The 11,985-nt window shown below is 67.1% G+C and carries 12 protein-coding genes; 4 read left to right on the forward strand and 8 right to left on the reverse strand.

The window, feature by feature from the left end; translation table 11 throughout:
• Positions 1-4 precede the first annotated feature (4 nt).
• Positions 5-1,114: a M14 family metallopeptidase gene (locus tag GGR47_RS06470; protein ID WP_147035955.1), complete on the reverse strand. Its 1,110-nt coding sequence runs from the start codon at positions 1,112-1,114 to the stop codon at positions 5-7.
• Positions 1,115-1,245: 131 nt separating this feature from the next.
• The gene (locus tag GGR47_RS06475; protein WP_147035956.1) at positions 1,246-1,851 is read right to left on the reverse strand and encodes a DUF4136 domain-containing protein; all 606 of its coding nucleotides are present in this window, start codon (positions 1,849-1,851) and stop codon (positions 1,246-1,248) included.
• A gap of 138 nt (positions 1,852-1,989) precedes the next feature.
• Between GGR47_RS06475 and ykgO the strand changes: the two genes are divergently transcribed.
• Together ykgO and GGR47_RS06485 are read left to right on the forward strand one after the other, a co-directional pair.
• Positions 1,990-2,115 carry a type B 50S ribosomal protein L36 gene (ykgO, locus tag GGR47_RS06480; RefSeq protein ID WP_003046794.1) on the forward strand — a complete coding sequence of 42 codons (126 nt, stop codon included), beginning with the start codon at positions 1,990-1,992 and terminating at the stop codon, positions 2,113-2,115.
• Between the two features lie 11 nt (positions 2,116-2,126).
• Complete coding sequence (locus tag GGR47_RS06485; RefSeq protein WP_276509316.1) at positions 2,127-2,762, forward strand: HAD family hydrolase; 636 nt, start codon at positions 2,127-2,129, stop codon at positions 2,760-2,762.
• A gap of 274 nt (positions 2,763-3,036) precedes the next feature.
• Here GGR47_RS06485 and GGR47_RS06490 read toward each other — a convergent pair whose 3' ends face one another.
• Both GGR47_RS06490 and GGR47_RS06495 read right to left on the reverse strand, forming a co-directional pair.
• On the reverse strand, positions 3,037-5,139 hold the full coding sequence (locus GGR47_RS06490; protein WP_147035958.1) for a RelA/SpoT family protein: 2,103 nt from the start codon (positions 5,137-5,139) through the stop codon (positions 3,037-3,039).
• Between the two features lie 122 nt (positions 5,140-5,261).
• Positions 5,262-5,585: a CC_3452 family protein gene (locus GGR47_RS06495; RefSeq protein ID WP_063686763.1), complete on the reverse strand. Its 324-nt coding sequence runs from the start codon at positions 5,583-5,585 to the stop codon at positions 5,262-5,264.
• 145 nt (positions 5,586-5,730) lie between these two features.
• Between GGR47_RS06495 and GGR47_RS06500 the strand changes: the two genes are divergently transcribed.
• Entirely contained in the window at positions 5,731-6,240 is a 510-nt protein-coding gene (locus GGR47_RS06500; protein ID WP_017980334.1) for a winged helix-turn-helix transcriptional regulator, read from the forward strand.
• A 97-nt stretch (positions 6,241-6,337) separates the two neighbouring features.
• Complete coding sequence (locus tag GGR47_RS06505; RefSeq protein ID WP_147035959.1) at positions 6,338-7,267, forward strand: GGDEF domain-containing protein; 930 nt, start codon at positions 6,338-6,340, stop codon at positions 7,265-7,267.
• A 19-nt stretch (positions 7,268-7,286) separates the two neighbouring features.
• On the opposite strand, the gene GGR47_RS06510 is transcribed toward GGR47_RS06505, so the two are convergent.
• From GGR47_RS06510 to GGR47_RS06525, 4 genes are all read right to left on the reverse strand, one after another.
• Positions 7,287-8,063: a sulfite exporter TauE/SafE family protein gene (locus GGR47_RS06510; RefSeq protein ID WP_043060940.1), complete on the reverse strand. Its 777-nt coding sequence runs from the start codon at positions 8,061-8,063 to the stop codon at positions 7,287-7,289.
• A 16-nt stretch (positions 8,064-8,079) separates the two neighbouring features.
• A complete protein-coding gene (locus tag GGR47_RS06515) occupies positions 8,080-9,303 on the reverse strand; it encodes an LL-diaminopimelate aminotransferase (protein ID WP_017980331.1) in 1,224 nt (407 codons plus the stop codon).
• Positions 9,304-9,370: 67 nt separating this feature from the next.
• On the reverse strand, positions 9,371-10,549 hold the full coding sequence (locus GGR47_RS06520; RefSeq protein ID WP_244305025.1) for a GGDEF domain-containing protein: 1,179 nt from the start codon (positions 10,547-10,549) through the stop codon (positions 9,371-9,373).
• Positions 10,549-11,793 (reverse strand): HD-GYP domain-containing protein, encoded by a 1,245-nt coding sequence (locus GGR47_RS06525; protein ID WP_147035960.1) that lies wholly within the window; start codon positions 11,791-11,793, stop codon positions 10,549-10,551. The genes GGR47_RS06520 and GGR47_RS06525 overlap by 1 nt, the downstream gene beginning before the upstream one ends.
• Between the last annotated feature and the right edge of the window lie 192 nt (positions 11,794-11,985).

Here is an 11,985-nt window from a genome sequence, read left to right on the forward strand (position 1 = left end):
GACGTCAGATCGTGTCGATCATGTCCGTCAACACTTCGAGGCACGAGACGGCAAGCGCCTTCGACCGTTCGCCCGACCAGCCGTATTCGGAGTCGGGATTGGGATCGTGGTCCTTGAACGGCATTTCCAGCGTCACCGACACCGCGCCGAAGCGCTGCGCCAATTGGTTGGTCGACATCGACAGATTGGCATTGCCGGCGCTCGATTTCTCATAGCCCTTTTCGACCTGGAAATCGGGGGTGTGCGCGGCGAGGCGGTGGCCGAAATCGTAGAATTTGGCCCCGTGTTCCTCGGTCCAGTTGGGGATGCCTTCGAAACCGGCGATGAAGTTCGCCGGAATCGCCTCGTCGCCATGGACATCGATCGCGAAGGCGACGCCGGTTTCGTCCATCGCATTGCGGACGCACAGCACTTCGGGGCTGCGTTCGGACGAGGGCGCGTGCCATTCGCGGTTGAGGTTCACGCCGGCGGCATTGGTGCGCAGATGGCCGCGGCGGGTGCCGTCGGGGTTCATGTTGGGGACGACGTGGACGGTCGCCTTGTCCAGCAGGGGCTTGGCGGCATCGCTGGTCAGCCAGTCGAGCGCGCCGTCCATCCACCATTCGGCCATCGATTCGCCCGGATGCTGGCGCGCATAGAGCCACACGGGCTTGGCGCCGTTGCCGATCTTGAAATAGTCGATCGCCTGTCCGTCGAGCGTGGTGCCCAATTGGCGGTGCTCGACGCCCGGCTTCGCCGCGGTGCGCGCGACGAGATCGTGGTGCATTTCCATCGTGTACGGCGCGAAATAGGCGAACCAGGCGAGCTGGCCCTCGACCGTATAGTCGAACGAGAGGACGCCGTTGTCGTAGTGGGTGTCGATCATCCGCCAATGGACGCGATCGGTGCTCGCGCGCGTCTTGTAGCCGGGCCAGCCGAACGGATAGGCCGATTCGCCGGCGTTGAGGATGCGGAAGGTGAGCCGACGGCCGTGCGCGCCCGCGACGCGGAACGAGAACCATTGGAAGAAGTCCGACTGGTGATCCTTCACAATCTCCAGGTCGATGCGGTCGCCGTCGATCGAAACGAGGCGGATGTTGCCGCCGTCGAAGCCGGCGTCGATGGTGATGGTCATGGGCGGGGCCAATCGGTTTTGGGGGGAGGGATGGTGCTGCCTCACCCTTCCGGCGCTGCGCGCCTCCCTCCCTCTCCCGCCGGGAGAGGGAAGAGCCGCCGCCGGCGGCGAAGGGTGAGGGCGTTAGCCGCTTACTTCACGCTGATCGTGCGGCCGGACTGGCCGGGGAAGCCGGTGAAGAGCGCGCGGGCGAGGCGGGCGGCCTGCTGGTCGGCGCGCTTGATGTCGCTGACGCCCTGCGCCTTGCCTTCCCAGATCGGCGACAGATCGGTGCGGCGCTTGATCGTGACGCTCAGCTCGGCGACGAGCAGCTCGGTCGGGCGGCTCTTGCCGATCGGGAAGCTGAGGCCCCCGCCGAGGCCGACACCGCCACCGCTGCGCCCGCCGCTGAAGCCGCCCCCGCCCAGGCCGATGCTGACCGGCGACTGGCGCGGCGGGCCTTCGCGACTGGTGCGGGTGAAGCCGACGGTCGCGACATAATCGGGCATCGCGCCCTGCGGCGGCACGGTATAGCCGGCCTTCAGCAGTTCGGTCTGCACCGCGGCGGCATAGGTCTTGAATTCCAGGCTGGCCGGCGCGCCGCCCGACAGCGGTTCGACCGCGATCGTGCCGCGCGGGATCGGTTCGCCGAGATGGTAGCGGATCACGTCCGTCGGCGGCAGCGGACCTGCCGTGGTGGCGCAGCCGGCGAGCAGCGCGGCGGAGATGCCAAGGGCCAGTAACGGGCGGAGTGTCATGGAGGGGCAGCCTTTGCGATACGTTGCGCTTGGGAAACGCTCTAACGCCTGCGCCGTTGCTTGACTATTGGGCCCTTGCTCTCTAGGCGCTCGCGCTTTCACCGACACCTTATAAACACGAAAAGAAGCGAATCGATCATGAAGATCCGCAACAGCCTGAAGTCGCTCAAGGACCGTCATCGCGACAATCGCGTGATCCGTCGTCGCGGCCGCACCTACGTCATCAACAAGACCAACCGTCGCTTCAAGGCGCGTCAGGGCTAAGCCACTTGGGCTTGGCTCCAGCCGATGTCGAGGCTGCCGTCACGCCGACGGCGGTCATCTTCGATATCGGCCGGGTCTTGTACGACTGGGATCCCCGGATCCTCTACCGGCGCCTGATCGACGACGATCGGGCGCTCGATGCGTTCCTGCGCGACGTCGTCACGCACGAATGGCATTTCCAGCATGACGCTGGGCGCGACTTCGCCGAGACCTCGGCGGAGCTTTCCGCGTTGTATCCGCAGCATGCCGATCTGATCGCCGCCTGGGGGCCGCGGTTTCTGGAGAGCATCGGCGATCCGATGCCGGGCATGCCCGCGCTGGTCGACGAACTGGAGGCGGCGGGCGTGCCGCTGTTCGGCATCACCAACTTCAGCCACGAATTCTGGCCGCCGTTCCGCGCGCGCGAATCGGCGATGTTCGATCGCTTCCGCGACATCGTGGTGTCGGGCGCGGAGAAGCTGGTGAAGCCGGATCCGGCGATCTACCGGCTGGCGCTGGCGCGGTTCGGGCTGGAGGCGGGCCGCACGGTGTTCATCGACGACAATGCCGCGAACGTCGCGGGGGCCCAGAGCGTCGGGCTGATCGCGCTGCATTTCGAGGGTGAGCCGAAGCTGCGGCGAGAACTGCAGGCGTTGGGGTTGCTGTAAGCCCAGCCGCTCGTTCGTCATCCCGGCGAAGGCCGGGATCCATGGTTTCGGTGGTGCTGATGGGGTGGACGCCATAAGCGTTGCGCGTCCATGGATCCCGGCGTGCGCCGGGATGACGGAGGTTGAGTGGGGCGGCCCTCCCCTCGTTCCGTCATTCCCGCGGAGGCGGGAATCCATATTCTCTGACGGTTGCGTATCTTGCCGTGAGGGTAGCGTGTCTGGATTTCCGCCTTCGCGGGAATGACGGAGAAGGGGGGCGGGGGCGTCAGCTGCCCTACACCCGCTCCACCGCATTTACCGCATCCGCCGCGCGCAGGGCGGCGATCAGGCGCATCAGTTGGTGGATGTCGTGGACTTCGACGTCGATGACGTTGGTGTGGAAGATCGTGTCGCGCGTATCCAGCCGCAGCGCGATGATGTTCGCCCGATGTGCGCCGATGATCGTCGAGACGATGCCGAGCGCGCCGGGTTCGTTCTTCACCTGCACCGAAATGCGCGCGACCGCGCCTTCGCTTTGGTCGCCCCAGTCGACATCGACCCAGTCGGTCTCGTCGGCGCCGCGTTCGGCGAGTTCGGCGAGGACGCGGCAGTCGATCGCGTGCACCTCGATCCCCGCATCCGGGCGACGCAGGCCGACGATGCGGTCGCCGGGCACCGGATGGCAGCATTCGGCGAGGTCGAAGGCGACGCCGGGGGTCAGCCCCTTGATCGAGATGGCGGTCGATTGCGGCGCGATCAGCGCGAGATCGGCACCGGCCGAACCCGGCATCAGCGCCTCCATCACCGTCGCGTCGGACAAGGTTCGCCGGGCGATCCCCGCCATCAGTGTGGCCTCGTCGCCCATCTTCAGCCGCGACAGCGCATGAGTGAGCGCATCGGGGCCGAGCGGCGCGGGCAGGCGGCGGACGATGTCGTCGTAGAGCTTGCGGCCGAGCGCGATCAGCTCGGCGCGTTCGGTCTGGCGCAAATGGCGGCGGATCGCGGCGAGCGCCTTGCCGGTGATCGCGAAGTTGAGCCAGCCGGGCTGCGGCACCTGCCCCTTGGAGCGGAGCACCTGCACCTGATCGCCATTCTCAATGACGGTCGACAAAGGCACGACGCGGCCGTTGATCTTGGCGCCGACCGCCTGGTCGCCGAGATCGGTGTGGACGGCATAGGCGAAATCGATCGGCGTCGCGCCCTTGGGCAGCTGGATCAGCTCGCCCTTGGGTGTGAAGGCGAAGATGCGATCCTGGTACATCGCCATGCGCGTGTGTTCGAGTAGCTCTTCGGGGCTGCCCGCGGTTTCCAGGATTTCGACGAGGTCGGCGATCCAGCTGTGCTGGCTGTCAGCGCGGACCTTCTTTTCCTTGTACGCCCAATGCGCGGCGAGGCCGAATTCGGCCTCCGCATGCATCTCGGGCGTCCGGATCTGGATCTCGATGCGCGCATTGTCGGCGTGGATCACGCTGGTGTGCAGCGAGCGATAGCCGTTGCGCTTGGGCGTCGAGATGTAATCCTTGAACCGCCCCGGCACCATCGGCCAGCGGCGGTGGATGATGCCCAGCGCCGCGTAGCAATCCTCGACCGTCGGCACGATCGCGCGGAACGCCATGATGTCGCTGAGCTGTTCGAAGCTGATGTGGCGCTCGCTCATCTTGCGCCAGATCGAATAGGGATGCTTCTCGCGACCCGTCACCTCGGCATCGACGCCGGCACGGCCGAGCAGCAGCTTCAGGCCCGATCCGATCTTGGCGATGCGATCGCCGCCGCCGGTCTTGAGCTGATCGAGCCGCTTGGTGATCGATTCATACGCTTCGGGTTCGAGCTGCGCGAAGGCGAGCGTCTGCATCTCCTTCATGAATTCGTACATGCCGATCCGCTCGGCGAGCGGGGCGTAGATATCCATCGTCTCCTTCGCGATCCGCCGCCGCTTTTCGGGCTTCGGGATGTGATGGAGCGTGCGCATGTTGTGCAGGCGGTCGGCGAGCTTGACCAGCAGGACGCGGATGTCGTCCGACATCGCCAGCAGGAACTTGCGCAGGTTTTCGGCGGCGCGCTCGTTCTCGGTCTGCGCTTCGATCTTGGACAGCTTGGTGACGCCATCGACCAGTCGCGCGACGTTGCCGCCGAACAGGCGCGTGATCTCTTCTGGCGTGGCGACCGTATCTTCGATTGTGTCGTGGAGGATCGCGGTGGCGATCGTCTCGTCGTCGAGCCTCAGGTCGGTGAGGATGCCCGCCACCTCGATCGGGTGGCTGAAATAGGGGTCGCCGCTGGCGCGCTTCTGGGAGCCATGCGCCTGCATCGAGAAGACATAGGCGCGGTTGAGCAGCGCTTCGTCCGCGTCGGGGTCGTAATCGAGGACCCGATCGACCAGTTCATATTGCCGTAGCACGGCCTACACATGGGCGAGGGGCATGCCGCTTTGCAACACAATGTTGCAGAGCGGCAGGCGATTTTGCGGGATACATCAACGATGAGCCCAGAACGCGCGGATCGGCGCGTCCTCGCAACACCTTACGCCTTCTTGGCCTTGGCGTTGCACTTGGCGAGCTGTTCGGCGTCATAGGCGGTGCCGCCGACGGTGAAGCTGGACAGCGTGCCGACTTCGCGCGCGACCAGTTCGCACAGCACCGCGGGACGCTCGGGCGCCTGGCCGGCGACGAAGCCGCCTTCACGCGCGCGCCAAACGGTCGAGCGGGTGATGAAGCTCGCCTTGGCGGAGGGCGCCGTGGGGACGGCGACATAGGTGTCCGCGGCGGCGGCGCCGGCGGCGGTCGCACCGAACAGCGTGGTGATGGCGAGCGCCAGCGTGGGGGCGAGCGTGGACAGCAGCTTCATGACGAGGGGTCCTCCCGAACCGATTCGCAGGTGATGATGATGCGCGCCCGCTACCGATTTCGGTTTCAGGTTGCAACGGAAAACGTATAAAGGCTGTCTTGTCGGCCGGTTTGTGCGATATGCTGCCGACGATCAGACGAGGATCATGATGCCGACACCGGCCGATGGGCCCGATTCCGCGTGTACCGCGCCGATCCGGGAGACTCTGCGCGAAACGTTGCGGGAATGCAGCCTGCCCGCGGCGCTGGAGGCGATGGGCGAGCGCTGGGCCTTCCTGATCCTGCGCGCGGCGTTCAATGGCCTGCACCATTTCGAGGAATTCCAGGCCGAGCTGGGCATCGCCCGCAATATCCTGGCGAACCGGCTGGGGCGGCTGGTCGACCACGGCATCCTGCAGCGCGAGGCGATGCCCGCCGACCGACGCAAGATCCGCTATACGCTGACCGAAAAGGGCCACGCGCTGCTGCCGACGATGATCGCGCTGCGGCAATGGGGCGAGCGCTGGGAATTGTGCGCGCCGGCCTTTCCGATCCTGGTCGATGCGCGCGACCGTCGCCCGATCGCGCCGGTCGCGGTGCAGGCGCATGACGGACGCATATTGGGCAAGGGCGACCTGATCTGGGCGCTGCCGGAGGACGTCGACGACCCGACGTAAGCGGTGCCGACAATACTACCCTATGGCATGGTACTAATGCTGTTAACCCATTCAGCTTCATTGATAGTTTTTGCGATCCGCGTCACAACGGCGCCCTATGCAGGTGATGTTTGAACGCGCGCGCGACGCGCTTGCCTTCCTCGAACATCAGCGGTTGGAGCCGACCGTCCCACATTACGGTCTGGCGCTGATCCATGTCACCGGTGGCAATGCCGCTTTGTCGCGCGAGATCGCTGGGCTGATCGGCGATGGCTTTCGACTGACCGCGACCGATGCCGCGCGGATGATCGCCCGGTACGTACCGTTGCCGGTTCCGACGGGGATCGCGGACCATGCCGAGCGGCTGGGATCGCTGGCGGACGAAGCGCGCGCCGTTACGCGGACGGCGGGGGCGAACGTCGGCGAGCTGGTGCGGGAGGCGCAGGGGGCGCTACCGTCGGGCGACGAGACGGTGCAGCGCCTGGCCGCGGCCGAAAACGAGCTGGCCATGCTACGGCAGCAGTTCGAAACGCTGAAGAAGGCGATGGTCGCCGACGTGCGGCGTGCGATCGATCCCGAACACGATCCGCTGACCAGCGCACTCAAGCCCGCCTTTGCCGGCCACGTCCTCGACCAGATCGACAAGCACGACCGGCGTCATGTGATCGTGATGCTCAGCATCGACGGACTGGTCGAGATCAATCGCGAATTCGGCACGAGCGTGGGCGACAATGTGCTCAACGGCTTCGCCGCCAAGATCCAGAAGCAATTCCCCGATCAGGAAGTGATCCGCTGGGCCGGCAACGAGTTCATCGTCGTCGTGCCCGACCGGACGATCACCGCGGTGCGCAGCCAGGCCGAGGACGTGCTGTCGCTGCTCGAATCGCGCAAGTTCAAGCTGGCGGAAACCGGCGAGTGGATCGGGACGGTGACCGCATCGGGGGCGGTGGTGATGGATCAGGGCGACGATTTCCCCGCGATGCTCGGCCGGGCGCGGGAGACGCTGGCCGGCGCGGTCGCCGCCGGAGGGAATCGGGTCGCGGTGTAATCGAACGGGGCCCCGCCCCTTACAGCAGCAGCTTGACCCCGACGATGGCGAGGACGGTCGCCAGCACTGGACGAAGCGCCGCCTCGCGCATCACGCCCGCCAGCAGGCTGCCGACGACGATGCCCGGGATCGATCCGATCAGCAGCGATCCGAGCAGGCCGAGATCGACCGAACCGAGCAGCCAATGGCCCGTGCCCGCCAGCAGCGTTAGCGGCACGGCATGCGCGATATCCGCGCCGACGAGGCTTTTGAGCGGATGGCGCGGGTAGAGGACGAGCAGCGCGGTCATGCCGAGCGCGCCCGCACCCACCGAGGTCAGCGACACCAGCACGCCGAGGATCGCGCCGAGCAGCACGGTGAGCGCCACCGGTTCGCGCCCGTCGGTCTCCCCCAGCCGGGGGGTGAGGGCGGCGACGATGCGGTGGCGCAGCAGCGTCGCGACGGCGGACACGACCAGCACGACGCCGAGCAACGTGGCGAGCAGATGCTGCGTCGCGGACGAATGCTCGCTCGCCTGGCCCAGCAGCAGTAGGGTGACGATCGTCGTCGGCACGCTGCCCATCGCCAGCCGGCGCACGATGCTCCAGTCTAGCGTGCCGCGCCAGCCGTGGACGGTGGTGCCCACCGTCTTGGTCGCCGCGGCATAGAGCAGGTCGGTGCCGACCGCGGTCGCGGGATGGAAACCGAAGGCGAGCACCAGGATCGGCGTCATCAGCGATCCGCCACCCACCCCGGTCAGGCCGACGAGGACGCCGACGAGCACGCCGGCGAGCGAATAGAGCGGTTCGATGGTCATGCGCGGCGGTCGCCGCTCAACCGGTTTTCTGGCCTGCGGACTGGCTGGGGGTGTTGACCCCCATGGATTGCAGGTAGCGCTTCACGTTGCGCGCCGCCTGGCGCAGTCGCTGTTCGTTTTCGACCAGGGCAATGCGCACGAAGCCTTCTCCATTTTCGCCGTAGCCCACCCCTGGCGCAACCGCGACATGGGCGTGAGTCAGCAATTGTTTGGAGAACTCAAGGCTGCCTAAGTGCGCGACTGCGGGCGGCAGCGGTGCCCAGGCGAACATGCTGGCGCGGGGGGACGGAATGTCCCAGCCGGCGCGGCCGAAGCTTTCGACCAGCACGTCGCGGCGCTTGTGGTAGAGTTGGCGGTTCTTCTCGACGATGTCCTGCGGGCCGTTGAGCGCGGCGCAGGCGGCGGCCTGGATGGGCGTGAAGGCGCCATAGTCGAGGTACGACTTCACGCGTGTCATCGCCGCGATCAGCTTGGCGTTGCCGACCGCGAAGCCGATGCGCCAGCCGGCCATGCTGTAGGTCTTGCTGAGCGAGGTGAATTCGATCGCGACGTCCTTGGCGCCCTTCACCTGCAGGATCGAAGGGGTCGGATTGCCGTCGTAATAGAGTTCCGAATAAGCGAGGTCGCTGATGATCCAGACCTTGTTCTCGCGCGCCCAGGCGACCAGGCGTTCGTAGAAGGCAAGGTCGACCGCTTCGGCCGTCGGGTTGGACGGATAATTGACCACCAGCACCGACGGGCGCGGCACGGTGAAGGCCATCGCGCGCTCGAGGCTTTCGAAATAGGCCTCGTCGGGCGTGGTCGGCACCGCGCGGATCGTCGCGCCGGCGATGATGAAGCCGAAGGTGTGGATCGGGTAGGACGGGTTGGGCGCGAGGATGACGTCGCCGGGCGCGGTGATCGCGGTCGCGAGGCTGGCGAGGCCCTCCTTCGACCCCATCGTCACGACGACCTCGGTCTCGGGATCGAGATCGACGCCGAAGCGGCGGCCATAGTAATTCGCCTGCGCGCGGCGCAGGCCGGGAATGCCCTTCGACTGCGAATAGCCGTGCGCGTCGGGCTTTTTGGTCACCTCGATCAGCTTGTCGAGGACGTGCGGCGGCGGCGGCAGATCGGGATTACCCATGCCGAGATCGATGATGTCCTCGCCCGCCGCGCGCGCCGCGGCCCGCATGCCGTTGACTTCGGCGATGACATAGGGCGGCAGACGCTTGATGCGGTAGAATTCGTCGTCGGACATGGCTCACCTGATCGTGGACGCCACGACCCTAACGCGCAGGCGCGGGTTTCACCACTTCAATCGGGCGTCACCCGTCGGGTTCGCCCGGTTGTGCGACGATGACGCGGTTCTTGCCCGCGCGCTTGGCGGCGTAGAGCGCGGCGTCGGCGGCGCGCATCGCGGCGCGCGGATCGCTTTCCAGCGGCGCGAGGCCGATCGAAACGGTGATGCAGCCGATCGACGTGCCCGTTTCCGAATTGACGAAGCTGCGCATTTCCAGCCCCTCGCGCATCCCTTCGAGCAAGGGGCGCGCGCCGTCGATCGCCATGCCGGGGAACAGGCAGGCGAATTCCTCGCCGCCGTGCCGCGCCACCACCGCCTTGTCACCGAGCGCGGTCTTGAGGTGGCGCGCGACGACCTTCAGCACGCGGTCGCCCGCCTCATGGCCGTGGATATCGTTGATCCGCTTGAAATCGTCGATGTCGCAGAGCGCGACGCAGCGCGGCTCCGCCCCGGTCTCGCGGGCGAGCCGGGCATCGAAGCTGCGGCGGTTGGGCAGGCGGGTCAGATGGTCCTGCTCGGCGGTGCGGCGTGCGGCGTTGAGCCGGCTGCGCAGCCGCGTCGTCTCGCGCTCCATCGTGTCGAGCTGGTGCGCGAGGTCGCGCGTCGCGTCGACGGCGGCAGTGGTGAGCATCACCAGCCGCCCGAGCGATGCGCAGGGATCGGCCGCCATTTCCTGCATCGTGCCGCCCAGCGCAGCTTCATAGGCGCGCGCCGAATCGCTCGACCGGCCGAGGAGCCGACTGTTTTCGAGCATCGCCGCCTGGAGCGTGTCGCCGAGATCGGCGAGCGTCGCGGCATGGTTGCGCTCGGCGAGCGCCTGCGTCGGCAGTCGGTCGAGAAAGGCGGGCGACACGGTCTCGCCGGTGCGGACCCGCGCGTCGATCGCCTCGGCCAGCGCGGGATCGTCGCCGATCGCATAGCTGCGCGCGATCAGCAGATGGTCCGGACTGGGGTCGAGATCGTGCGTGTGGAGGAAGGCGACGATCCGATCGATCAGCTCGTGATTGGCGGTGCGGCGCATCATCGCGACCGCGCCGTCGCGGTCACCGGCTGCGCCGCCCGGCGCGTTGCTGCGCGGGGGCAGCGCCGCGGAGGCGGAGGGAGCGGCAGCGGCCGGTGCGGATGCGCGTGCGGGGGGCGTGTCCAGCCCCTTCCACCACGAGGCGAGGCGCGGCAGCCGCGCCGCATTGCTACTGTGCGGCATCAGCGACCCCCCGCCGCGCGTAGCAGGGGCGCCTCATGCGGCTGGATGCCGGCCTGGACGTCGGCGAGCAGCGCGGGCCAGCGATCCGGGAACCAATAGTCGCCGCGTTCGCGCCGCAGCACCGGATCCTGCGTCGTGTCGACGTCCTCGATCCCCAGGAAGCGTGAATCGGGCACGTGGTAGAAGGTGCGGACCAGCGGCGCATAGGGGTCGGCGCTGCCGTCGAGCACGATGCCGAGCCGGTTGGAATTGAGCCGCACCAGTGCGTGCAGCGGCTGGATGCCGAGGTTAACGATGAAGGCGTCGAGCAGGTCGGGGTCGAAATGCCCCTCCCATTCCAGCATCCGCGCCAGCGCCTCGTGCGGCGACCAGGGACGCTTGTAGGGGCGGACCGAGGTGACCGCGTCATAGACGTCGCAGAACGCGGCGATGCGCGCGTGCAGGCTGATCTGGTCGCCCTTCAGCCGTTCGGGATAGCCGCTGCCGTCGAGCCGTTCGTGGTGGTGCAGGCAGACGTCGAGCGCGATGCGGGACGCGGTGGCGTCCTTGCGCAGCATCGCATGCCCCTCCGACGGGTGGCGGCGCATCACCAGCCATTCGTCCTGACCGAGCTGCCCCGCCTTGTCGAGGATCGTCGTGGGGGTCGCCACCTTGCCGATATCGTGCAGCAGCCCCGCAGCGCCGATCTCGCGCACCTCGGCCTCCGGCAGGCCGAGATGGAGCGCGAGGTCGACCATCAGCGCACAGACCGCGATCGAGTGCAGATAGGTGTATTCGTTGTTCATCTTGAGGCGCGTGACCTTGACGAACGCCGCGCGGTCGCGCTGCAACGCGACCGAAATGTCGTCGACCACCGGGGTCACGGCCTCCAGATCGATCGCGCGGCCCAGGCGCGCTTCCTGGAACATGGCGATGACATGTTCCTTCGACCGGTCGATCGTCTGCGTCAGGTCGTCGGGCTGCGGCCCGCTGCGCCGCTTGCGGCGTTCGACCGGCAAGGGCGCGACCACGGCGGGCGCTTCGACCTGGCGACGGCGTTCGGCCTCGGGGATCACGGTGACGCCGCGCCCCTTGGTGGTGTCGATCGTGACATGCTGGATCGCCGACGAGCGCAGCCGGTCCAGTTCGGCCTCGGTCTTGATCAGGAAGCTGCGGCGCCAGAACGGATTGTCGATCCATGCCCCTTCCATGGCATCGACATACATGCCCACCTGGACCTCGCGCGTGGCAACGCGGATCAGCATGACGGCGTCTCTCTATGCGGGGTGATGTGAATGCTGTTCATGAACCCGCAAATGCGCCCCGGTGCTTTACGATTGGTTGTAAACCGACCCATTCTGGCGGTCGGGGCGCCAGTTTGAGTGATTTGCTTCGGAACCCAGATCGACGGACGGCCACACGACGATCGCGGTTCCCACCATCGGCCGCCGCCGCTA

It is taken from the genome of Sphingomonas aquatilis (assembly GCF_014196115.1).
Lineage (GTDB): Bacteria > Pseudomonadota > Alphaproteobacteria > Sphingomonadales > Sphingomonadaceae > Sphingomonas > Sphingomonas aquatilis.